Origin of the sequence: Peiella sedimenti, from assembly GCF_030504955.1 — a bacterium.
Taxonomy (GTDB): domain Bacteria; phylum Pseudomonadota; class Alphaproteobacteria; order Caulobacterales; family Caulobacteraceae; genus Brevundimonas; species Brevundimonas sedimenti.
Window position 1 is genome coordinate 171,974 of record NZ_JAUKTR010000003.1, and the last position, 23,064, is coordinate 195,037.

19 protein-coding genes, 1 tRNA gene and 1 pseudogene are annotated in these 23,064 nt (G+C 68.6%); 6 read left to right on the forward strand and 15 right to left on the reverse strand.

Features of this window, described 5'->3' with window-relative positions:
- The first annotated feature begins 10 nt into the window (after positions 1-10).
- The 3 genes from typA (at position 11) to Q0812_RS08255 (ending at position 4,254) form a co-directional block, all read left to right on the forward strand.
- A complete protein-coding gene (gene typA / locus Q0812_RS08245; protein WP_302109846.1) occupies positions 11-1,831 on the forward strand; it encodes a translational GTPase TypA in 1,821 nt (606 codons plus the stop codon).
- A 166-nt stretch (positions 1,832-1,997) separates the two neighbouring features.
- On the forward strand, positions 1,998-2,633 hold the full coding sequence (locus Q0812_RS08250; RefSeq protein WP_302109847.1) for a hypothetical protein: 636 nt from the start codon (positions 1,998-2,000) through the stop codon (positions 2,631-2,633).
- Positions 2,634-2,928: 295 nt separating this feature from the next.
- On the forward strand, positions 2,929-4,254 hold the full coding sequence (locus tag Q0812_RS08255) for a peptidoglycan DD-metalloendopeptidase family protein (protein ID WP_302109848.1): 1,326 nt from the start codon (positions 2,929-2,931) through the stop codon (positions 4,252-4,254).
- A gap of 47 nt (positions 4,255-4,301) precedes the next feature.
- On the opposite strand, the gene Q0812_RS08260 is transcribed toward Q0812_RS08255, so the two are convergent.
- Positions 4,302-4,499 (reverse strand): KTSC domain-containing protein, encoded by a 198-nt coding sequence (locus Q0812_RS08260; protein WP_302109849.1) that lies wholly within the window; start codon positions 4,497-4,499, stop codon positions 4,302-4,304.
- Between the two features lie 107 nt (positions 4,500-4,606).
- On the opposite strand from Q0812_RS08260, the gene Q0812_RS08265 reads away from it, so the two are divergent.
- Entirely contained in the window at positions 4,607-5,026 is a 420-nt protein-coding gene (locus tag Q0812_RS08265) for a DoxX family protein (protein ID WP_302109850.1), read from the forward strand.
- Here Q0812_RS08265 and rimM read toward each other — a convergent pair.
- From rimM to Q0812_RS08290, 6 genes and pseudogenes are all read right to left on the reverse strand, one after another.
- The gene (gene rimM, locus Q0812_RS08270; protein WP_302109851.1) at positions 5,023-5,565 is read right to left on the reverse strand and encodes a ribosome maturation factor RimM; all 543 of its coding nucleotides are present in this window, start codon (positions 5,563-5,565) and stop codon (positions 5,023-5,025) included. The genes Q0812_RS08265 and rimM overlap by 4 nt on opposite strands.
- 70 nt (positions 5,566-5,635) lie before the next feature.
- Positions 5,636-6,196 (reverse strand): 30S ribosomal protein S16, encoded by a 561-nt coding sequence (gene rpsP, locus Q0812_RS08275; RefSeq protein ID WP_302109852.1) that lies wholly within the window; start codon positions 6,194-6,196, stop codon positions 5,636-5,638.
- A gap of 25 nt (positions 6,197-6,221) precedes the next feature.
- Positions 6,222-7,769 (reverse strand): signal recognition particle protein, encoded by a 1,548-nt coding sequence (ffh, locus tag Q0812_RS08280; protein WP_302110123.1) that lies wholly within the window; start codon positions 7,767-7,769, stop codon positions 6,222-6,224.
- A gap of 187 nt (positions 7,770-7,956) precedes the next feature.
- Positions 7,957-9,942, reverse strand: a complete 1,986-nt coding sequence (locus Q0812_RS08285; protein ID WP_302109853.1) for a TonB-dependent receptor — start codon at positions 9,940-9,942, stop codon at positions 7,957-7,959.
- Between the two features lie 56 nt (positions 9,943-9,998).
- A pseudogene (locus tag Q0812_RS13800) lies at positions 9,999-10,241 on the reverse strand (pyrroloquinoline quinone-dependent dehydrogenase); the annotation flags it as partial.
- Between the two features lie 64 nt (positions 10,242-10,305).
- Positions 10,306-10,395 (reverse strand) — tRNA-Ser (locus Q0812_RS08290).
- A gap of 88 nt (positions 10,396-10,483) precedes the next feature.
- On the opposite strand from Q0812_RS08290, the gene msrA reads away from it, so the two are divergent.
- Positions 10,484-11,128, forward strand: a complete 645-nt coding sequence (gene msrA / locus Q0812_RS08295) for a peptide-methionine (S)-S-oxide reductase MsrA (RefSeq protein WP_302109854.1) — start codon at positions 10,484-10,486, stop codon at positions 11,126-11,128.
- Between the two features lie 54 nt (positions 11,129-11,182).
- Here the strand turns inward: msrA and Q0812_RS08300 are convergent, their stop codons facing one another.
- The 5 genes from Q0812_RS08300 to Q0812_RS08320 form a co-directional block, all read right to left on the reverse strand.
- Complete coding sequence (locus Q0812_RS08300; RefSeq protein WP_302109855.1) at positions 11,183-12,241, reverse strand: substrate-binding domain-containing protein; 1,059 nt, start codon at positions 12,239-12,241, stop codon at positions 11,183-11,185.
- Between the two features lie 77 nt (positions 12,242-12,318).
- Complete coding sequence (gene phnE, locus Q0812_RS08305; protein ID WP_302109856.1) at positions 12,319-13,128, reverse strand: phosphonate ABC transporter, permease protein PhnE; 810 nt, start codon at positions 13,126-13,128, stop codon at positions 12,319-12,321.
- Positions 13,125-14,138: a phosphate/phosphite/phosphonate ABC transporter substrate-binding protein gene (phnD, locus tag Q0812_RS08310; protein WP_302109857.1), complete on the reverse strand. Its 1,014-nt coding sequence runs from the start codon at positions 14,136-14,138 to the stop codon at positions 13,125-13,127. Before phnD ends, phnE begins: the two co-directional genes overlap by 4 nt.
- The gene (gene phnC / locus Q0812_RS08315) at positions 14,135-14,935 is read right to left on the reverse strand and encodes a phosphonate ABC transporter ATP-binding protein (protein WP_302109858.1); all 801 of its coding nucleotides are present in this window, start codon (positions 14,933-14,935) and stop codon (positions 14,135-14,137) included. Before phnC ends, phnD begins: the two co-directional genes overlap by 4 nt.
- A gap of 196 nt (positions 14,936-15,131) precedes the next feature.
- The gene (locus Q0812_RS08320; protein WP_302109859.1) at positions 15,132-16,352 is read right to left on the reverse strand and encodes a DUF2254 domain-containing protein; all 1,221 of its coding nucleotides are present in this window, start codon (positions 16,350-16,352) and stop codon (positions 15,132-15,134) included.
- A 249-nt stretch (positions 16,353-16,601) separates the two neighbouring features.
- Between Q0812_RS08320 and Q0812_RS08325 the strand changes: the two genes are divergently transcribed.
- Positions 16,602-17,864, forward strand: coding sequence for a type III PLP-dependent enzyme (locus Q0812_RS08325; RefSeq protein WP_302109860.1), 1,263 nt, complete (start codon positions 16,602-16,604; stop codon positions 17,862-17,864).
- 3 nt (positions 17,865-17,867) lie between these two features.
- Here the strand turns inward: Q0812_RS08325 and Q0812_RS08330 are convergent, their stop codons facing one another.
- Genes Q0812_RS08330 through Q0812_RS08340 form a run of 3 tightly spaced genes read right to left on the reverse strand, consistent with a single transcriptional unit; the run spans position 17,868 to position 22,957 of the window.
- Positions 17,868-18,485 carry a DUF938 domain-containing protein gene (locus Q0812_RS08330; RefSeq protein ID WP_302109861.1) on the reverse strand — a complete coding sequence of 206 codons (618 nt, stop codon included), beginning with the start codon at positions 18,483-18,485 and terminating at the stop codon, positions 17,868-17,870.
- The gene (locus tag Q0812_RS08335) at positions 18,482-22,066 is read right to left on the reverse strand and encodes an aminopeptidase (protein WP_302109862.1); all 3,585 of its coding nucleotides are present in this window, start codon (positions 22,064-22,066) and stop codon (positions 18,482-18,484) included. Before Q0812_RS08335 ends, Q0812_RS08330 begins: the two co-directional genes overlap by 4 nt.
- Positions 22,067-22,081: 15 nt before the next feature.
- Positions 22,082-22,957 (reverse strand): ABC transporter ATP-binding protein, encoded by an 876-nt coding sequence (locus Q0812_RS08340; protein ID WP_302109863.1) that lies wholly within the window; start codon positions 22,955-22,957, stop codon positions 22,082-22,084.
- Positions 22,958-23,064 lie beyond the last annotated feature (107 nt).

Sequence of the window (23,064 nt, forward strand, 5' to 3'; positions counted from 1 at the left end):
ATATTCGCAAATGAACCTCCGCAACGTCGCCATCATCGCCCACGTCGACCACGGCAAGACCACCCTGGTGGACCAGCTGCTCGCCCAGTCCGGCGTCTTCCGCGCCAATGAGGCGACCACCGAACGCGCCATGGACTCCAATGATCAGGAGCGCGAGCGCGGCATCACCATCCTGGCCAAGGCCACCTCGGTGGTGTGGAAGGACACGCGCGTCAACATCATCGACACGCCCGGCCACGCCGACTTCGGCGGCGAGGTGGAGCGGATCCTGGGCATGGTCGACGGCTGCGTCCTGCTGGTCGACGCCGAGGAAGGCGTCATGCCCCAGACCAAGTTCGTGCTGACCAAGGCGCTGAAGATGGGCCTTCGACCCATCCTCTGCATCAACAAGGTGGACCGCGCCCACGCCGATCCGGACCGGGTGCACCTGGAGACCATCGACCTGTTCGCCGCCATCGGCGCCACGGACGAGCAGCTGGACTTCCCGCACATCTACGCCTCGGGCCGCAGCGGCTGGGCGACGCTGGACCTGAACCAGCCGTCGGACACCCTGGCGCCCCTGTTCGACCTGATCGTCAGCCACGTGCCGGCGCCCAAGCAACAGGCCAACGCCGACAAGCCCTTCCAGATGCTGAACGTGCTGATCGAGAGCGATCCGTTCCTTGGCCGCCTGCTGACCGGCCGCATCGAGAGCGGCAAGGCCGTGCCCGGCATGCCCATCAAGGCCCTGTCGCGCGATGGCAAGACCATCGAGCAGGGCCGCATCACCAAGGTGCTGGCCTTCCGCGGCCTCAAGCGTCAGCCGGTGGAGGAGGGCGCCGAAGCCGGTGACATCGTCGCCATCGCCGGCATGGCCAAGGCCACTGTGGCCGACACCCTGTGCGCCCTGGAGCTGAACGAGGCTCTGCCGGCCCAGCCCATCGACCCGCCCACCATCTCCATGACCGTGGCCGTCAACGACAGCCCTCTGGCGGGCCGCGAGGGCGACAAGGTCCAAAGCCGCGTCATCCGCGACCGCCTGCTCAAGGAGGCCGAGGCCAACGTGGCCATCCGGGTGACGGAGACCCCCGGCTCAGACGCCTACGAGGTGGCCGGGCGCGGCGAACTGCAGCTGGGCGTGCTGGTGGAGAACATGCGCCGCGAGGGCTTTGAGCTCAGCATTTCGCGCCCCCGCGTGGTCTATCAGACCGGCGAGAACGGCGAGCGGCTGGAACCCATCGAGGACGTGGTCATCGACGTGGACGACGAGTTCACCGGCGTGGTCATCGAAAAGTTGTCGGCCCGCAAGGCGGAGCTCAAGGACATGGGCCCGTCCGGCGCCGGCAAGACCCGCATCCAGCTGGCCTGCCCCTCGCGCTCGCTGATCGGCTACCAGGGCGAGTTCCTGACCGACACGCGCGGCTCGGGCGTCCTGAACCGCGTCTTCTCGCACTACGAGCCGCACAAGGGCTCCATCGAGGGTCGCCTGAAGGGCGTGCTGGTCTCCAACTCCGATGGGGAGACGGCGGCCTACGCGCTGTGGAACCTGGAGGAGCGCGGCGTCATGTTCGTGGGCGCCGGCGAGAAGACCTATCAGGGCATGATCATCGGTGAGAACAGCCGTTCGGACGACCTGGACGTCAATCCGATGAAGGCCAAGCAGCTGACCAACGTGCGCGCCTCGGGCAAGGACGAGGCCGTGCGCCTGACCCCACCGCGCCGCCCGTCGCTGGAGCAGGCCATCGCCTATATCGAGGAGGACGAGCTGGTGGAGGTGACGCCCAAGTCCATCCGCCTGCGCAAACAGGTGCTGAACCCCTCCTTCCGCAAGAAGCGCGTGCGGGAAGACTAGGGGCAAGCTCTGCCTTGGCCGGGCAGGATTTCGGCAAGGCCAAGGTCATTTCGGGGCGCCGGAAACCCCGTCGCGATCAGGGGGTTGGACAGGGGTCGCCAGACCTGCGCCGGACCCTCATCGGGGGGGCGCGGCGGCGGCATCCTGAAACTAAGGACCTTCCCCCATGCGAACCCCCGTTAAGACCCTTCTGCTCGGCGCCGCCCTGGGCGCCCTGGCCCTGCCCGCCACCGCCCAGGTCGTGGGCGGCGTGACAGGCAACGTGACCGGTCAGGTGCGGACCCCGAGCCTTGATCGACCCATGAACGATGTCTCGACCACGGCTCGCACGGCGGTCGATGAGGCGCGCGAGGCGCGTGAGCAGGCTGAAGATACCCGCCGACAGGTGGGTGAGACCGTCCGCGAAGAGGCACGTGACGCCCGTCGGGCTCAGCCCTCGGCGACCGCTCAGGCCAATGCGAACGCCAATGCCGGACTTTCGGCCGACGAGGACGGCGCCGAGACCAATGCGAATGCCAGCGCCTCGGGATCGACCGCCGTGTCGCCCGGCGCCGAGGTGAGGACTGCTACCGGCGAGGTGCTGGGGCAGCTGGTGTCGGCGGGCCGCACCGCTGACGGCGCCGCCGGACTGCTGATCGCCGACGCCCAGGGCGTGCAGCGCGTTCTGCCCATGGACAAGGTTTCGGCCAGCGGCGGGGCGGTTGTCACGACCCTGACCACGACCGAGGTCCAGGGCCTGCCCGTCGTAGAGGCGGAGGCTCAGGGCGACGCTGAGGCTGAAGTCTCGGCCGACGACGAGTAGGCCGCACGAACGTCAGAGATGTGGGAGCGGCCCTTCGGGGCCGCTCCTTTCGTTTGGGCGTAGCGGCTTCTGGCGTGGCCGTCACGACACGCCCTTCGGGGATTTTTGTGCCGCTTTTGTTCGCCTGCGACGCCCCGCCTCAGGCCCGCGACAGGCGAAAAGCCTTGCGGTTAATACTTTCGGCGGGGCAAAATGGCATTTTAGTGGGGGGACGGCCCAAGCGGTCGCCGCCGATTTGTAGTCCGATGTGGCTTCGTCGCACTTGACGGCGCCCTTCCTGCTTCGACGGGGACCGATGGCCCAATTCGATCCACGCCGCCAACCGATCCGCTTCGCGCCCCACCTGTTCACGGCGGTCGCCGCCGTGCTGGTCGCAGGTTTGGCCTGGCGCATCAATCAGCCTGCTTCCGCCAACGAGGCGCCGCCGCTGACGGCCGCTCAGGTGGCCGCCCTGGAGTCCCAGGCCCTCTCCGCGGCCGCGGCCCCCGCCGGCATGACTCAGCCGGAACCGATTGAGGTTCGGGTGCGTCCGGGCGAAACCTTTGAACAGGCCGTGGCGCGCACCGGCATCGATCCGGAAGAGGCGCGCGCCGTCACCCGCACCCTGGCTTCGGCCTATGACGTGGTGAACATCCGCGCCGGCCTGACCTTCGACACTGCCATTTCGCGCCCGCGCACGGGCCGCGGCGCGGCCCGTCTCGTCGGTCTGACCATGCGGACGGGGCCGGCGACTCAGCTGACTGTTTCGCGCAGCTTCGACGGCGCCCTGAAGGTTCGTTCCCTGGAGGAGCGCGTCACCTCCGAGACCACGGTCGCCAACGGCGAGATTCACGGCTCCCTTTACGAATCGGCCGCGCGCCTAGGCGCCAACTCGCGCATCACGGCCGAGGTGGTGAAGCTTTTCTCCCACCGCCTGGACTTCTCGCGTGACATCAAGGCGGGCGATCCTTTCACCCTCATCTTCGACCGCCAGGTGACCGAGAGCGGCCGGACCGTAGCCACGGGCGAGCTGCTCTATGCCGAGGTGAAGGGGGTCAAGTTCTACCGCTTCGAGGGCCGCGACGGCCGCGTCCAGTACTTCGACGAGCAGGGCAAGAACATCCGCGGCTTCCTGCTGCAGACCCCGATCGACGGCGCCCGCATCAGCTCGAACTTCGGCATGCGCCGACACCCGATCGCCGGCTATCGCCGCATGCACCAGGGCATCGATTTCGCCGCGGGCATGGGCACCCCGGTCGTCTCCGCCGCTGACGGAGTAGTGGTCGAGGCTCGCCGCTGGGGCGGCTATGGCAACTGGGTTCGTATCCGCCATACGGGCGGCTGGGAGACCGGCTATGCGCACCTGTCGCGTTATGCGCGCGGGCTTCGCGCGGGCCAGCGGGTCCGCCAGGGACAGGTGATCGCCTATGTCGGCTCCACCGGCGCTTCGACGGGGCCGCACCTGCACTACGAGCTGTGGCGCAACGGCCAGCGGGTCAATCCGCGCGGCGCCCGGGTGCCGCAGGGCACTGTCCTGGCCGGAGCCGATCTGGCGGCCTTCCGCGCCCAGAAGTCCCGCATCGACGCCATGGTCGCCGAGCGCCGCACGGCGTCAGAGGACGGCCTGCGCGGCCAGGCCTGACGCGGGCGGGACTCTACGCCCCGGGGCTTTCCGGCGGGGGGCCAGGGCTAGGTCACGCGCCGATAGACAAAGTGGTCGCGAATATGGCGACTGAAGAAACGGCCCTTCGACTGGGCGTCCCTCAGCCCCTGATCGATTTCGGGCGGCACAGCCTCGTAGTCGTAGACCTCGCCCAAGGTGAAGGTGATGCGCAGCCGCTGAGCGTCACTGTCATAAGTCCAGTCGCGGATGACGCTTGAAGGCATCTGCGATCAACGCCGACGCCACGACGCCGCTCCATGACGAAACCCTAACTTGGCGCCCGAAGAGGCGCAGGCCATGCTCCGCCTCAAATCACGCCGGGGAGGGCGCGATGAACTGGATCGATCCTGTCGGCTTCAGCCGATTCCAAGGGCTGGCCCTGTTGGCCCTGCGCCTCTTCCTGGGGGCCTTTCTCATCTACGGCGTCTGGGACAACATCACCGACGCAAGCCGCATGGCCGAGTTCGCGCAGTTCCTCGGCAGTCTTAACTGTCCGATGCCGAACCTCGCCGCGCCCGTCTCGGTCTGGGCTCAGTTCCTGATCGGCGTCAGTCTCATCGCCGGACTGCTCACGCGATGGGCCGGCGTACTGCTGGCGATCAATTTTGCGGTCGCCTTTCCGCTGATCCAGCCGACGGGCGCCAGCTTCCGCGACCTCTATCCGCCGATGGTGCTGATTTTCATTGGCCTGGTGTTCGCGGCGTTCGGCTCGGGGCCCTACGCGGTCGACCGTCTGCTGGGCCGCCGCTAACTCGTCTCTGCCGGGCCGGACTCGGACTCCTCGGGCCGCACGGCTGTGAGCCAGCCCTCGGCGATCCGCACCTCGGGCACGGCGGCGCGCGTGAAGGGCAGGTACCAGGTGGGACCACCCTCGGCCGGTGCGATCTCAAGAATGTCGCCCGCCCCGAAGTTCTGCACCGCTTTCACCTGGCCCAGCGCCTCGCCCTCGGGCGAGCGGGCCTCTAGCCCAATCAGGTCGGCCAGGTAGAACTCGTCCTCATCGTCCGGCGGGGGCAGAGTGGAGCGGCGCACGTGCAGGTTCAGGCCCCGAAGGGCCTCGGCCTGCTCACGGGTCTCGACCTCGGCGGCGCGGGCGGCGACCTCATTGGCCTTGAGGCGGCGGGAACTCTCAAGCGTCAGGACAGGCCGGCCCGCGTCGTTCAGCAGAGGTCCATAGGCGGCGACGGCCAGCGGATCGGCGGTATAGGCCGATAGCCGGACCTCCCCGCGCACACCGAAGGCGCCGGCCACACGGCCGACCAGGATCAGGGGATCGCGTTCGTCGCTCATCAGACCGTGCATACGAAAAACGCCGCGCCCGGTCAGCCCGAACGCGGCGCCATTCTATGGAATCGACCGATCAGGCCTCGGTCTTTTCTTCCTCAGCGGCCGGAGTCTCTTCAGCAGCCGGAGCCTCTTCGGCGGCGGTCTCGGTCGAGGCCTCTTCCGCCCCAGTTTCAGCGGCCGGAGCTTCCTCAGCAGGCACTTCTTCGGCGGCGGGAGCCTCTTCCGCGGGCGCGGCGGCGGCGGCTTCAGCCTCAGCCTTGGCCGCGGCTTCGGCCTCGGCGCGATCGGCTTCGCGCTGCTCGCGCTCGGCGGCGCGCTCCTGAGCCTTCTTGCCGGGCTGGGCCTTCTGCGGGTTGTTGCCGGCCTGCCACTTCACGGTCTGGCCCAGGGTCTCGTCCTGGCTCAGGAAGCGGGTCACGCGGTCGGTGGGCTGGGCGCCCTTCTTCAGCCATTCGGCGATGCGCTCGGTCTTCAGCGCCACGCGAGGCGTCGGGCCGTCCTTGGGCAGCATGGGATTGTAGCTGCCAACCTTTTCCAGGAAGCGGCCGTCGCGCGGAGCGCGGCTGTCAGCCACGACGATGTGGTAGTAGGGGCGCTTCTTGGCGCCGCCGCGGGCCAGTCGGATCTTCAGCATTTCAGGGGTCCTTGGTCAGGGAGGTTCAAGACTTCTTGGGTGGAAAACCCGGCAGGCCGGGCAGGCCGCCGGAGGGAAGGTTCAGCCCCGGCGGCAGCCCGCCCTGGCTTTGCAGACGGCTGAGGGCCTCCTGCATCTTCTGCTGCTCGGCTTCGAGCTGGGCGGGATCGGTCTTGGCGCCCAGGCTCTTCAGCCGGTTCAGGTCCATGCCGCCCGGGCCGCCGCCCATGCCGCCCATCATTCGGGCCATCTGGGCGAAGCCCTTGCCGCCGCCCTTGCTCATGGCCTTAACCGCATCGGCCATCTGGCGGTGCTGCTTGAGCAGGCGGTTGATCTCGGCCACGTCGGCGCCGGCGCCGGCCGCGATGCGACGCTTGCGCGAGGCGTTGAGGATTTCCGGCTTGGCCCGCTCGGCCTTGGTCATGGAGCTGATGATGGCCTGCTGGCGGCTGATCATGCGGTCATCGACGCCGGCGGCGGCCATCTGGCCCTTCAGCTTCCCGACGCCGGGCAGCAGGCCCATGATGCCCTGCAGGCCGCCCATGCGCTTCATCTGTTCCAACTGGCCAGCCAGGTCGTCCAGGTCGAACTTGCCGCGCGCCAGCTTGCGCGCCATCTTTTCGGCCTTGGCCTGGTCCAGCTCCTCGGCGGCCTTCTCGACCAGGGCTACGATGTCGCCCTGGCCCAGGATGCGGCCGGCCACGCGGCGGGCGTCAAAGACGTCGAGCGCGTCGATCTTTTCGCCCGAGCCGAGGAACTTCACCGGCAGGCCGGTGACGGAGCGCATGGACAGGATGGCCCCGCCGCGGCCGTCGCCGTCCGCACGCGTCAGGATCAGGCCGGTCAAGGGCAGGCGCTCGTGGAAGGCCTTGGCCGTGCGGACCGCGTCCTGACCGGTCAGGCTGTCGGCGACCAGCAAGGTCTCGGTCGGTCTGGAGATCGAGGCGATCTCCGCCGCCTCGGCCATCAGGGCCTCATCGACCGTGGTGCGTCCGGCGGTGTCGAGGATCAGAACGTCAAATCCCTGCAGCTTGGCCGACTGCAGCGCGCGGCGGGTGATCTCCACCGCCGACTGGCCCTGGACGATGGGCAGGGTGGCGACCTCGATCTGTTGGCCCAGGGTGGCCAGCTGCTCCATGGCCGCCGGGCGTCGCGTGTCCAGCGACGCCATCAGCACCTTCTTGCGCTCGGTCTTGCTCAGACGCAGCGCCAGCTTGGCCGAGGTGGTGGTCTTGCCCGAACCCTGCAGGCCCGCCATCAGCACCACGACGGGCGGGCTGGCGTTCAGGTTGAAGGGGACCGGCTCCTCGCCGCCCAGCATCTCGACCAGGCCGTCGTAGACGATCTTGATGACCTGATCGGCCGGCTTGACCGAACGGATGACCTCTTCGCCAGTAGCGCGCTCACGGGCGTGGGCGATGAAGTCCTTGACCACCGGCAGGGCGACGTCGGCCTCGAGCAGGGCCACGCGCACCTCGCGCAGCGCCGTGTCGACATCGGCTTCGGTCAGCACGCCCCGGCCGGTGATCCGGTCGAAAACGTCTGACAGGCGCTCGTTCAGGGCCTCGAACATCATCCATCCCAATCGCGCACGGAACCTCGGCCCCTGTGAGCGATCACGCCGACAGGAGGCCTCCTGACCCTCGTCCCTGATGGTCAGGGGGTCGTGGCCAGGGAGGGCGCGAGGTCTACTTGCGCCGGAAGCGGCGGCTTATGGGGGAAAACAAGGGCAAAGGCAAGGCGCGGCCCGGCTCCGACGTTTAAGCGCCGCCGCCAGATCCCGACCACCGAAGGCCGAGGCGAAGGGTGCGCGGCGGCCCGAAGCCGGCGACGCCGTCAGCCGTTTCGGAAACCTCGACGTCCGCATTCAGCAGATTGTCGGCGGCCAGCCACAAGGTGGTGCGCGGCGTCATCCGCCACTCGGCGCGCAGGTCCACGGTCGCGGCGGCCTCGAGGACGCGGCTGTTGAGGTCGTCATCGAACCGGTCGCTTTCCCAGCGGACCCGCCCGGACAGTGTCCAGCGTTCATGCGCATCCCACGCCGCCCCGAACGTGGCGCTGAGCTCCGGCGCCTGGGCGGGCCGCAAGCCGGTCAGTTGAGGCGCGTCCGCGCCGCCGTCCACCTCTGCGTCGGTCCAGGACAAGGCCGCCGTCAACTCCAGGGGGCCGGCGCGCCAGCCCGCTTCGGTTTCAAGACCCACAGCCGCTATGGTTCCCGCGTTCATGCGTTGCCGCAGAACGCCGCCCGCAGGGACGAAGCCCGCCACCGGGAAGACCCCCGGTCCCTCGCCGATCGTGACGTTGACGATGGCGTCGTCGATCTCATTCCAGAAGAGCGTTGCGGCCCATGACAGCTCGCCAAGGCGTCCCTCAAGGCCGGCGTCGACGCCTCTCAGCCTTTCTGGCCGCAGACCCGGATTGGCCTCGGTGATGTCATTGCCGACGCGGAATGGCCGATGCAGTTCGTTGAGCGTGGCCGGGCGGAAGGCGCTATAGGCCGCGCCACGCAGGCTCCAGCCGTTGAAAGTCCGCCGCCCGGCCGCCCGGCCGCTCAATACCTCGCCAGAGCCGCCAACCGGCCTCAGGTCCAGCGTGGGCGCGCCGGTCGCTCGGTCCCGCTCCAGCCTGCGGCCATCGGCGTTACGCCAGGCGTCCAGGCGCAGTCCCCCGGCGGCCAGCCACGGTCCACCCGACCAGGCCGCCTCGGCGTAAGCGCCGACAACAGAGGCTTCGCCGCCCGCCACGCGGCTGCGGGTGAAGTCGCCGCCCATGAAGCGGAAGCGCTCGCGCGTCTCGCCTTCGAAGGTGCGAGCGTCGGCGCCGAGCTCCCACTCCGCCTGGCCGTCCCAGAGGTCGATGCGACGGCGGAGCGCGGCGTTAAGGCCCCAGCCACGGGCGGGAGTCTCGTCCTGACTGGCGGCGCGGCGCGTCGCCGAGCGATCATCCTCAACGGCCACGAAGCTGTTGGACAGGTCGCTGCCGTGCGTCCAGCCCTGGACCCGCCATCCGAAACCATCGCCCAGGGGCGGCGCCGCGATGGTGGCGGAGATCAGCTGGCCAGAGGCGCGTGAGCGGGCGCCTTCGAGGCCGGAGCCTCGCGACTCCTCCCACGCCGATGCGCGCAATGACAGGGAGCCGTCGCCGGCAGGAAGATCGAGCCGCAGGGCGCCGCCCGCGGCTTCAAAGTCCAGAGGTTGGTCCGCTGCCCCAGCCGCAACGCCGCGAACAGGCACATAGCCCAAGCTGCGCTCCAGAAGCGCCGAGGCGGTCAGGCGCGCGCCGTGAAGGTCTGTCCCGCCCCAGGCGCCCAGTCGCCTCCCGCCGTATTCCGCGGCTGAAAGATCGACCACCGGGCCTGAGTCTCGCTCCCTCAGGGCCACAACGCCCGTCAGGGCGCCTGCGCCATAGGGACCGGAGCCGCCGCCGCGCACGATGTCGGCGCGGTCCACGGCTTCGCCGGGAAGCTGGCTCCAGATGACCCAGCCGCCGAACGGATCATTCAGCGGCACGCCATCCAGCGTTACGAGCGCCCGGCCCGCGCCGGAGGGGGCGATGGCCCGGAGGGACAGGCCTTGGGTGGTGGGATTGGCCGAGAGACTGCTGGTGCGCCTGAACAGCGATACGGCGGGCACAGAGGTCAGCGCCTCATCCAGTCGGCGCGCCTCGCTTAGTTCCTCGGAGTCCAGCCGCACGACTGAATAGCCGGCTTCCGTCAGTGCGGGCGGCAGGCGCGCGCCGGTGATCACCACCTCAGCGACGGCGACCGGCTGTTCGGGCGGGGGCGGCGCCTGGACGTCGATGATCAGGAACGTCCCTCAGGCAGGGCGTAGGCGATGACCTGATCGCCTGCGGGAGTCTCCATGAAGTGATGGCCGCCGGTCATGATGACGAGATACTGCCGCCCATTGGCCTCGTAGACCATGGGCGCCGCCTGTCCGCCGGCGGGAAGAACGTCGGACCAGACCGTCTCTCCCGTCTCGATATCGATGGCGCGGATGAGGTCGTCGGTCGCCGCCGCGATGAAGATCAGCCCGCCCGCCGTAACGACAGCCTCGCCCCATCAGACGGGTGGTCGGCCGCGCATGTCGCCGGACGGTTGCGAGAGGGGGTGGCGGTGAGAGAGGGATTCGAACCCTCGATAGGGTTTCCCCTATACACGCGTTCCAGGCGTGCGCCTTCAACCACTCGGCCACCTCACCACGCGAGGGGCGGGGAATATCCGTTGCGGCCGCTCTCGGCAAGACGCCATTCGGCGCCTACATGAGAAAGCGACCAAAGGAGCCGCCCATGACCGAAAAGACGACGCTGATCTCCCGCGACCAGGCGCTGCCCGGCAGGTCGGAGGCGCTGGCCACCGACGAGGTGCACTTCGTCAACGGTCGCCCGCTCAAGGGACCGCATCCCGAGGGATTCGACACCGCTGTCTTCGCTATGGGCTGCTTCTGGGGCGTCGAGCGCGTCTTCTGGCAGGCGCCGGGCGTATGGGTCACCGCAGTGGGTTACACGGGCGGCTTCACGCCCAACCCCACCTATGAGGAGGTCTGCACCGGCCGCACCGGTCACGCCGAGGCGGTGATGGTGGTCTTCAACTCGGCCGAGACCTCGTACGAGGATCTGCTCAAGCTGTTCTGGGAGAACCACGATCCGACCCAGGGCATGCGCCAGGGCGGCGATGTCGGCACCCAGTACCGCTCGGCCGTCTATTGGCTGAACGACGAGCAGCGCATGGCGGCGGAAGCGTCGCGCGACGAATATCAACGCGCGCTCAAGGCCGAGGGCCTGGGCCGCATCACCACCGAGGTGGCTGAGGCGGAGCCCTTCTATTTCGCCGAGGGCTACCATCAGGGGTATCTGGCCAAGAACCCCGCCGGCTATTGCGGCATCGGCGGCACGGGCGTGGTCTGCCCCATCGGCGTGGGCGTCAGCGCCTGAACGACAAAGGGCGGCCCTCAGGGGCCGCCCTTCGCGCGTCTGCTGAGGCTCGGCCTAGGAGGCCGGGCGCTGCATCGGGGTCAGGCCCTGAGCGATGGCCCGCTGGGCGGCCAGCTCATTGGCCGGCAGTGGAATCAGGCCCCTCTCCTGGAGATAACCGCCGCGGCCCGCAGAGGCGTCGGACATGTATTCCTGGACGAACTCGGCCAGGCCTGGCGTCACGCCCACATGGGCCTTCTTGACGTAGATGTAGAGGCTGCGCGCCAGCGGATACGAGCCGTCGGCGATGGTCTCGACCGAGGGGGCGATGCCGGCGATGCGGGCGGCCTGCACCTGGTCGCGGTTGTTCTCGAGGAACGAGTAACCGAACACGCCCAGGGCGCCCGGCGTGCGGGTCAGGGTCTGAACCATGGCGTTGTCATTCTCGCCCGCATCGATCCAGGCGCCGTCTTCACGCAGGGTATGAGCCAGAGCCTCGAAGCGATCCTCGTCCTGCTCGCGCACCGCGGCGTAGGCGGGAATGGCGCGGGCGCCGGGCGTCAGGCCAAGCTCGACAAAGGCGTCGCGGGTGCCGGAGGTGGGCGGCGGGCCATAGACCTGAATGCGGACGTCCGCGAGACCCGGCCGAATCTGACTCCAGTTGGTGTAGGGGTTGGGCTGGAAGCCCGAGCCAGAGGGAGTCTGGGCTGCGAGCGCGAGAACCAGATCCTGCAGCTGGAAGTCGTAGACGGCGCCGCCCAGGGCATCGGCGATGACGATGCCGTCATAGCCGACCTTGATCTCGACGATGTCCGTGACGCCGTTCTGCTGGCAGAGATCGAACTCGGAAGCCTTCATCGGGCGCGAGGCGTTGGCCACGTCCGGCGTGTTGGCGCCGACGCCGGCGCAGAAGGCCTGGAAGCCGCCGCCGGTCCCCAGGCTCTCGACGCGGCCCGGCTGACCGCCGGACTTGCGGGCGAAGGTCTCGGCCACGCGGGTGGTGAAGGGAAAGACGGTCGAGGAACCCACGGCCCAGACGCCGCGCGCTCCGCTCTGGCCGGCGCCACCAGCGCCTCCGTCGCCGCAGGCCGCAAGCAGGGCCGCCGCAGCGGCCAGGGCGAAGAACTTCTTCATCGAACCGTCTCCCTGAATGGATGGCCCCGCTTACGCGCCGACCGTGACGTTCGCATAACAGCTACATGACGCCCGGCCTAAAGCAGGCGCTTGCGCATCACCTGGGACAACAGGTCGATCAGGCTGACGGTGACGACCACGATGATGGCGATGGTCGACACCTCGCGGAACTGGAAGCTGTTGAAGCTCTCGATCAGGGCCTGGCCGATGCCGCCGGCGCCGATGATGCCCAGCACGGTCGCGGCCCGCGCGTTGGACTCGAAGCGATAGAGGGCGAACGAGGTCCACAAGGGGGCGACCTGGGGCAGCACGCCCCAGACGATCTCGTGCAGCTTGCCGGCGCCGGTGGCGCGCACGCCTTCGACCGGGCCCTTGTCGATGGACTCGACGGCCTCCGAGAACAGCTTGGCCAGGACTCCGCCGGTGTTGACGGTCAGGGCCAGCACGCCGGGCAGGGGGCCAAGGCCGACGATGATGACGAAGATCAGGCCGATGACCAGATCGGGCGCTGAACGCAGCAGGTCCAGCACCATGCGGATGGGCCGCTGGATGTACCAGGGCGTGATGTTCCGCGACGCCAGAAGCCCCAGGGGAACGGCGAAGAAGACGGCCAGGAAGGTGCCCCACAGGGCGATCTGAAGGGTCTCCAGCATCTTGCCCAAAAGGAAGGGCAGGCGGCTGAAATCCGGGTCGAGCAGCGCGCCGGCCAGCTGGCCCGCGCTTTCCGAGCCGCGGAACAGGTCTGGCAGACCGCTGACGCCGGCGCGCTCGAACGAGGCCCACAGGGCGAGCGCCAGGCCGCCCCAGAGCAACAGGTCGAACACCCGCGCCGACAGGGGTCGGCTGGGCGGAGCGGGGACGGCGTCTATGGCGGCGGCCTGGCTCACGGACGCTCGGCTCCAGTCACCGCAGTGCGGTTGCGGATGGCTTCGTACTCGGCTTCGGCCTGGGCGATGCGGGCCTGGTCGCCGGACCGGCGAGCCTCAACCAGGGCCACCGAGGCCTCCATCTCACGGATCGGGTCGAGATAGCTGTCGCCGGCCTCGCGGAAGCCGCCGTACTCAAGGCCGCGCAGGATTTCGCGTTGACGTTCGCCCTCGGCGCCCTCGGCCGTGCCGTAGGTGAGGAAGAAGCTGCGGATCTTCTCGGTGATGGCCGGGTCAAGGTCGCGGCGCACGACGATCGAGCTTTCGGGGATGGGCGGCGAGCGCCAGATCACTTCCAACTGCTCGGCCTGCTGCGGGAACTGGCGGGCCATGAAGACCAGGCCGACCGAGTTGTTGGTGGCCACGTCGACGACGCCGTTGGCGACGCCCAGCGCATTGGCCTGGTGGTTGGCGGCGCGCACCTGACTGAAACATTCGGACGGCTCTATGCCGCGCGGCCCGAATAGGAAGGCCATGGGGGCGAGGGTGCCCGAGGTGGAGCGCGCGTCGCCCGCCCCGAAGGTATAGCGCTTGCCGCAGGCCAGCACGTCGTCCAGCGTGATGCCCGAGCCCTTTCGCACGATCAGGACCGACTGGTAATCGGCGTTGCCGTTGCGGTCGACGATGCGACCGATGACCTGGCCGTTGGCGCGTTCGGTGGCCTCAAGCGCCGGCAGGGCCGAGAACCAGCCCACCTGCACCTGACCGGCCTGCATGGCCTGGACCAGCAGGGCGTAGTTCGAGACGAAGCGCATCTCGACGTTCAGGCCCGTTTCGCGGCTCATGTCTTCGATCAGCGGCCGCCAGAGGGGCTCGGAAGAGGCCTGACTTTCGGCCGGCAGGATGGCGAAGGTGATGGTCTCGGGCGCGCCATCGGCCTTTTCACCGCCCTGGTTGCAGGAGGCGAGGGTCAGGCCGAGCGCGGCGGCGCCGATGATCAGGCCGCGGCGGGCCAGCTGGAACGGGCTCATGCGGGGGCTCCTCCTTCCCAGAAGGCCTCTTCGATCTCGGGGCCGTAGATGTCGATCAGACGTTCGCGGTTCAGTTCCGAGGCGGGGCCGTCATAGACGACCTTGCCCGCCTTCAGGGCGATGACCCGACGGCAGTAGCGGATCGCGTAGTCCACCTGGTGCAGGGTCACGATGACGCCCAGGCCGTCACGGCTGTTCAGCTCGACCAGCAGGTCCATGACCCGGCGGGCGGAAACGGGGTCCAGCGAGGCCACGGGCTCGTCCGCCAGAATGGCCTTTGCGCCCTGCAGGATGGCGCGGGCGATGGCGCCGCGCTGCTGCTGACCGCCGGACAGGGTGTTGGCGCGCTGACCGGCGTAGTCGGACACGCCGACACGGTGCAGGGCCGCCATGGCCTTGTTCTTTTCGGCGCCGGGCCACCAGCCCAGCAGGGCGACGGCGGGGTTCAATCGGCCCAGCGCGCCCAGCATGACGTTGGTGAACAGGGTCAGGCGGCCCACCAGATTGAACTGCTGGAAGATCATGCCCAGCCCCCCACGGGTGCGCCGCACGTCGCCGGCCAGGCGGCCGTTCTTCTGCACGGCGCGGCCGAAGACCTCGATCTCGCCCTTGCCGGGGTCGATGGTCTGGAGGCCGGAAATGGAACGTAGCAGCGTCGACTTGCCCGAGCCGGACGGGCCGATCAGGGCGACCATCTCCCCGGCCCCGACCGTCACGGAAACCCCATCCAGGGCTTTACGCGCGCCGAAGGTCTTGGAGACGTCGCGCGCGACTAGGAGGGGCGCGGTCTGGCTCATCGATGATTCGAAAGAAAAAAGCTGTTCCGTGTGGCGTTATGCGGACACGGACTGATGCCAGCCCCGTGCGAAGGCTTAATGACACGCCGCCCCCCAGGGCCGCAAGCCGTGGAGAGTCAGGGCGCCATGTCCAAAACGCCGCGCCAAGTCACGCCTGGCGGCGAACGACCCGGACTGCGGTCGAGGTCACATCGCGTCAGTCCGAAGCGGCGCGCAGGCGGCGACGGTCGGGGGCGAAGGCCAGTTGCTCCAGCGCGCGACGCCGACTTTCCCGGCGGAGGATGGCCGCCGCAGCGCCCACCTCGCCGCCTAAAGCCTCCAGCGACGATAGGGCTCGCTGCAGACGCTCGGCCACCAGGACGTTGTCGGATCCATGTCGTGCGACAGGGCCGAAGACCGCCTCCACCAGAGCGTCGGCCTTAAGGGCTGGAGCCATCAGCCGGGGCTCTGGATCGGCTTCGGGCTCGATCTCGCTGCGCGCCCAACCGTCGATCAGCCGCACGCCCGCCCCCATGGCCTCGATCGCGGTGCCCGGGTCGTTCACGCCCGGCGACAGCGCCTTGGCCGCCGCCTCGCCCAGGATGGCCAGGCCCTGGCGTGGGTCGTGAGCGAAGGTGCGGCTGCGCCCGATGGAGAAGTTGGCCGTGAGGCTCGCGAGCTGCTCGGTCTCGACCGCGCCGTCGATCCTGGCGAGAGCCTCGCCACGGCGCACGAAGTCGCCGGGCGCGGCCAGCACCTGAACCTTGCGACCGGTGTCCCTGATCCAGGCCTTGAGCCCGCTGATATCGATGTTCTGCACATGGCCGGTCCGGGAAGCGGGGATCGGCGCGCCGGCGGGCAGGTCGCCGGCGACGCCGCCCAGGCGGGGCCGCCGCCGCTCGCTCTTCAGCGCGTCCTTCGCCCTCTCCTCGATCAAGACGAGGACATGGCCCACGCGCGCCAGGCTGGACAGGCGGTTGATCCAGGCCAGCAGCTGAAAGGCCACCAGTCCCACCACCAACAGGCTGAAGCCGAAGATGATCGCGCGGCCGTGGCTGCCGTAGAGGCCAGCGTTGATGGCGGTCAGCCCCACCACCGCATAGAGGAACGCCCCCACGAAGGTGGCCAGGGAGCGCTGGGTCGCCCGGTCGCTGGTGACCAGGATCGCCGCGCGCGGCGTCGCGGCCTGGGAAATCGAGGTGTAGGCGGTGACCATGGCCCCCAGCGAGAAGGTCGCCACGGCCAGCAGGCTGGAGGCCAGCACGCCGAGAATCTGTTCCACCGACTCGCCGCCGAAGCGCTCGGCCAGGGCGTCGGGCACCAGGGGGCCAAGCCCCGCGGCGGCCAGGGCGGCGATCACGGCAAGGCCAGCGTAGAGGGAGGCCCTGAACCACAACTGACCGCTCAGGCGCCGCCAATAGAACAGCCAGCGATTCATTCCGTCGCCTCTTAGGAGCCGGCGGCATCGGTCCGCCCGGTTAAGGCAACGCTCGGCCGGCGAGGCGGTTCAGCGCTGGACGGCATGGCCGGCATCGCGAGGCCGGAGGGGGGAACAGGACGCCGGCTGCAAGTTTTTCCCTTTACAGGCGGCCTCGTTTTCCCCATATCGCGCGTTCCGGCGGACCCCGTGTCCAACTGCGCTGCTAACGCCGGTCTGGGTTCAACAATCTACAGGGGGTTACGTGCGTTGCACACGTACCATGTTCCCCTGGACCTGGTCCGCGAGCGGTCTCCGGAGCGTCCCGTCGCCCTAGTGCGGCCGAACGCGGTGGCCCAAGCGGCGCGCTGGTTCCAGGATAATCTGAAAGCCGACGTCTTCTATGCGGTGAAGGCGAACCCGTCGCGCTGGGTGATCGAAACCCTCGTGGCGTCGGGCGTCACCGCCTTTGACGTGGCCTCGCTGGCCGAGATCGAGCTGGTCCGTTCGGTCCTGCCCGAAGCCCGGCTGGCCTTCATGCACCCGGTCAAGAGCCGGGCGGCGATCACGCGCGCCTATTTCGACCACGGCGTGCGCACCTTCTCGCTCGACTGCCAGGAGGAGCTGGCCAAGATCCTGGACGCCACGGGACAGGCCACGGACCTGAACCTCGTGGTGCGCATGGCCGTCTCGACGGACGGCGCGGCCTACACGCTGTCGGGCAAGTTCGGCGTCTCGGCCGACCAGGCGCCTGCCTTGCTTCTGGCCGTGCGCCAGGCGGTGAAGGACGGGCTGATGGGCGTGTCCTTCCATGTGGGCAGCCAGTGCATGCGCCCCTCCGCCTACGAGGCGGCCATGGCCCAGGTGGGCCGGGCCATCAGCCGCGCGGGCGTGTTCGTGGACATCGTCGATGTGGGCGGCGGCTTCCCGTCGGTCTATCCGGGCATGGTGCCGCCGGACATGAGCGAGTACGCGGCGGCCATCCACCGTGGCTTCGCCGAGATGCCGGTGTCGGAAACTACCGAGCTGTGGTGCGAGCCGGGCCGCGCCCTGGTGGCCGAGAGCTCGTCGGTGCTGTGCCGTGTCGACCTGCGCAAGGGCGACGCGCTCTATCTGAACGACGGCAGCTACGGCGCCCTGTTCGACGCCACCCATTCGCGCTGGCCGTTCCCGTGCAAGCTGGTTCGCGACGCCGAGGCTTCGCCTGAGCTGAAGCCCTTCCGCTTCTATGGGCCGACCTGCGACTCGATCGACCAGATGCCGGGACCCTACTGGCTGCCGGCCGATGTGCGCGAAGGCGACTTCATCGAGATCGGCATGCTTGGCGCGTACGGCGTGGCCATGACGACGGGCTTCAACGGCTATGGCGAGCACGAGATCGCCGTGGTCGAGGACGCGCCGATGGCGTCGCTCTACGGCCTGGCGCCTCGCTCGATCCCGACGGTGCGCACGTCGGCCGAGGAGACCGCGCGCAAGGTGGTCCGCTTCAGCCGGCCCAAGGGCAAAGCGGGTCAGCGGCGTCGGCGCCGCTAGGCTTCAGGCCTTCTCGAACACGACCGTCAGATTGTTGGCGGGCATCTCAAGGCGCTCGGTCAGGATAAGCCCCTGGCCGAGCGCTTCGGCCTTCACGGCGTCGAGGTCGCGCACGCCCCAGCGGGGATCGCGGGCCCTGAGGCCTTCGTCGAAGGCCGCGTTCGAGGGCGCGAAGGGGCGATCCGCCTCGCGGAAAGGACCATAGAGGAACAGGCGTCCGCCGGGCCGCAGCACGCGACCTGCGCCGCGCATAAGCGCTTCGGTCGCCGTCCACGGGCTGATGTGGATCATGTTGGCGCAGAAGAGGGCGTCGAAGGGCCCCTCAGGCCAGGAGCCCTGGTCCGCCACGTCGAGGGCGAGGGGCTGCTTGAGATTGCCGCGGCCCGCGGCGGCGCGCCAGGCGGCGATGCTGTGAAGCGCCTCGGGATCGGGGTCGCTGGGCGTCCAGTCGATCCGGGGCAGGGCCTCGGTCAGGAAGACGGCGTGCTCGCCTGAGCCCGAGGCGATTTCGAGCACCCGATCGCCGGGGCCGAGGCGTGGACGCAATATCTGGAGGATGGGCCCGCGATTGCGGGCCGCCGCCGGGGCCGTGCGGGCGCCCGGCGGCGGATCGCTGATCATTCCGCGGCGGCGACGTTGTCGTCGCTGTCGCGGTCGATGCGCTTGTTGTACGGGTCCGCCCCGCCGAAGCTCGGCCGCCGGTCGACCACGAACCGCAAGGTCTGGGTCCCGTCGCGCAGGGGCCTCCGCTCCATCAGGATGACGTCCTCGCGGTCGAAGGCGCCGTCGCCGGGGCGTGCGGAGAACAGGCCGATGTCGAAGGGCGCCGAGTCCATGGTCGTGGGCGTCTCGCGGCCCTGGCCGTCGGCATAGACCTTGTGCGCCTCGACGGTCATCAGCACCTCGAAGCGGCCGTTCTCCAACGGGTTCACCCGCACGCCCGTGGTCTTCACGTTCCACAGGGTGATGCGCTCGAACAGATCGGTGATCAGCTGCTGGTGTTCAGGCGTGGTCGCCTGAGCGCGCAGGGCCGCCACCAGATCGCGGCTGGTCGGATAGGGCGCGCCCTGCCGGCCGAACTGCTGCACCAGAGAGCGCAGGGCGTTGTTCACCGCCGCCTCGCCCATCTGGTCCTTGAGCAGGTACATGGCCAGCCCACCCTTCTGGTAGTGGATGTACTGCTGGTTCTCGACGCGGCCCAGCGGCAGCTCCTCGATGGCTTCGCCGGCGCGGCTGCGCAGGTAGTTGTCCAGCTCGCGCTTCAGGAAGCGGCGGATGCTGTCGGGGCCGTAGATGCGCTCCATGACCATGAGGGCCGAATACTGGGCCAGGGTCTCGGTCAGGGCGGTGGCGCCCTGCATGTCGCCGCCGACCACCTGGTGCGCCCACCACTGGTGCCCGATCTCGTGGGCGCCGACATAGGTGACGTAGTCGATCTCGTCGGGCTCGGCGAGGTTGGCGATGAAGCCGATCCCCTCGGACCAGGGCATGGTGCCGGCGTAGGCCTGGGCGAAGGTGCCGTAGATTTCGGGGAACTCGACGAAGCGGAACTGGCGCAGCTGATAGGGGCCGAAGGCCTGCTGGTAGTAGTCCAGCGACACCTCGCCGGTGCGCAGCATGCGGTCCACGTTCATGTCGTGGTCGGGATGGTAGTAGACCTCCATCTGGATCCCGTTGTGCATCCGCTCGCGCCTGGCGAAGCGGCCCGACTGGATCGAGAGGAAGTTCATGATCGGCGCTTCGCTGCGGAAGCGCGCCGTGCGGCGTCCGTCATGGGTGACGTCCGACACCACATAGCCGGTCGCGATGGGCGTCTGGTCGGCGTCCGTGGTCACGGTGATGTCCGTGTTCACGAAGTCGGCGCGCAGCTGATTGAAGGCGCGGGCGCTTTCGTTCTCCAGCTTGGCGGGACGCAGCTGGGCCGGCAGGCCCTGGCGACGGCGCTGGGTCGGATCGCCGAGCAGGTCGCTGCGGTTGAAGCCCAGGGTCGGGCTGACCTGCAGATGGTTCAGGAAGGTGCCGTTGCTCAGCACCGGAACCAGCTGCCCACTGTTGGTGAAGCCCCGGCGCGCGATCTGCGTGCGGAAGCTGAGGGTGCGACGCTCGCCGGGCGCCATGGGCTGCTCCAGGCGCAGGATACGATAGTTGAAGCGCTCGAACTCACGCTCGACCTGGGCGCCCGGCAGGGTCAGCTGCTGCACCTCCAGGTCCCGCGGGAAGTAGACGTGCACCTGCTGCAGCGGCGCGCCGGTCTGGTTTTCCAGCTGATAGGCGCCTTCGGTGACGACGCGGTGTTCCTGGGGGAACAGGTCCACGTCCAGACGGACGTCGGTGATGGTCGGCCGCGCCACATTCTCATAGCGCAGCAGTGTGCGCTCCAGATCCGCGGCCCAACGCTCGTTTTGCTGGCTGGTCCGGTAGGGGTTCCAGACGACGGTGTTGACGTAGATCCAGACGCCCGAGCCGACCAGGGTGACCAGGGCCAGGGCCGCCACGACGCCCGTGGCGCCCTTCAGCCGTCCGGGCAGACGGCGCAGGCGCGGGGTGAAGCGGGTCTCGGCCCCCCGCCGCCACAGCCCGAAGGACAGCAGCAGCAGGATGATGGCGAAGGCGCTCCAGTAGACGCGGAACCAGGTGGCGCCGATCCAGAAGTAGCCCTGCCCGTTCATGTCCGACAGCGGTACGCTGGGCACGCCGCCGTACTGGTAGAGGTTGTGCTGGAAGCCCAGGTTGCTCATCACCAGGGTGGCGATGAGGTAGATCAGCATCAGGCCCCAGCCGACGAACTTGTGCGGTGAGATGACCTGCAGGAAGACCGCCAGGACGGCCAGCAGGATCATGTCCACGCTGGTGGGCAGCACGTACCACAGCAGGTACTTGCCGATTTCGTAGTCAGTCCAGCCCTTGAGCGTCTGGACGGCCATGCCGACCAGCACGCTGACCAGGACGGTCGAGACGAGCACCAGCGCGAGCGCCAGCACCTTGGGGAAGGTGAAGGTCCAGTCGGGGGCCGCCGAGGCGTCGATGATCTCGTGCGTCTTGCGGTCCCGTTCGCGCCAGACCAGCTCGCCGGCGTAGTAGGTGGCGATGATGATGAAGAACAGGCCGAAGGCGCCCTGGACCGTCTCGATGACCTTACGCGTGGTCAGATAGGTGGCGGTCCCGAAGACCTCATTGCCCTGCCAGAGGATGGCCACGGCCAACATGGCGCCCAGCAGCACCAGGATGGCGTACGCCGGGTTCTTGAAGACGCGCGCCATCTCGAAGCGCGTGCGCGTCATCAGCTGAGCCATGGACGTGGCGGCGCCGAAGCGGGGGGCGGGTAGCGGCCCTTCCGCGACGGCCTGAGGCGCGCCCTTGTCGGCCAGCACCTTGAGCTTCTGGGCCTTGCCCGGCTTGGCGCCCTTGCTGCTGGGGCTGAACAGCGCGATGGCCGCGCCCAGAACCACCAGGCCCAGCACGATCACGCCGACGCGATTGACCAGCAGGACCCCTTCCAGGGCCGGCATGAGGGTATTGCGCTCGATGGGCGTGAAGTACTTGGTGGCCAGCTGGAAGGCGGCGATGCCGAAGGGCTCCAGATAGGCGACGGTCTCTTCCCACTCGGGACGCTGGCCGGCCGTGCTGGAGGCGATGATGTAGCCGATCAGGAAGACGACCACGCCGATGTAGGTGGCCATCATGGACCGGGTGGCCGTGGCCAGGGCGAAGAACAGCGCCGCGGTCAGGAACACCGTCGGCAGACCCAGGACGCCCCAGGCGTAGAGATAGTCCAAGACCCGGTTCGGCCCGAGCGTCTCAGGATCGACCCAAGGCATGAAGGTGCCGATCAGGATGCCGAGCGGGATCGCCAGATAGGCCAGGGCCGAGGCCAGGAAGGCCCCGGTGAAACGCCCGCCCAGATAGCTGATCTTGTCGATCCGGGTCGTTCGGATGATGGGCCCAAAGCCCGTTTCGTCGTCGCGCACCACAACGTTGGCCACGAAGGCCGTGGTGACGAACATATAGAACTGACAGAAGGCGATGTGGGCCAGGCCCAGGGCGTAGGGCGAGTTCTCCTTGATCTGCCCGACGCCGCCCAGGCTGACGTTCTCGCTGGCCACTAGGCCGAAGGCCAGCAGGGTGAAGATGATGATCGCCACCCAGAAGATGGGCTGGCGGACCTGATAGCGGAACTCGAAGGCCGCGACCTTGCCGAACATGGTCTGCCGTCCCCCTTAGGCGCGCTTGGACGACCGGAGGGTCGAGAAGTAGACGTCCTCCAGAGTGGCGTTGACCGGCTCGAAGCCGGGGCCGGGGTTTTCGTCCGCGACCACGTGGATGATCGTCCGGCCGCCGAGCAGGCGGGTGGAGATCACCTGATGGGTCTCGCGGTGGACTTCCAGCTGATCCTTGTCGATGGCCTTGCGCCACACGCGGCCCTTCATGCGCATGGTAAGCTCCTGCGGCCCGCCCTCCATCTGCACGCGGCCGTCGGCTAGGATGGCCATGCGCGAGCACAGGTCGGTGACGTCCTCGACGATGTGGGTGGACAGGATCACCACCACGTTCTCGCCGATCTCGGCCAGCAGATTGAGGAAGCGGTTCCGCTCCTCCGGGTCGAGGCCCGCGGTAGGCTCGTCGACGATGATCAGGCGCGGATTGCCGATCAGGGCCTGGGCGATGCCGAAGCGCTGGCGCATGCCGCCTGAGAAGCCGGCCAGGGCCTTCTTGCGCACGTTCCAGAGATTGACCTGGTGCAGCAGGGTCTCGACCGTGGCCTTGCGGTCCTTGCCGTCGGAAATCCCCTTCAGCACGGCCATGTGATCCAGCATGTCGTAGGCCGACACGCGCGGATAGACCCCGAAGTCCTGCGGCAGATAGCCCAGCGTCCGGCGCAGGGCGTCGGGGTTCTTGATAACGTCGATGTCGTCGAAGCGGATCGAACCTGAGGTCGGCGTCTGGAGGGTGGCGATCGAGCGCATCAGCGTGGACTTGCCCGCTCCGTTCGGTCCCAGAAGGCCGAACATCCCCGTGGGAATGGTCAGGGTGACGTCGTCCAGCGCCTTGGTGCCGTTGGCGTAGACGTGGGTCAGGTTCTCGATGGTCAGCATGGGGACGGGGCCTCTGGCGATTTCGCGCGCCAAGCTGCCCCGTCCCGCGGGAAGTCCGCAAGTTAAAGAGTCGTCAGAACCCGCGGGCTCCGCGCCGGGACAGGCTG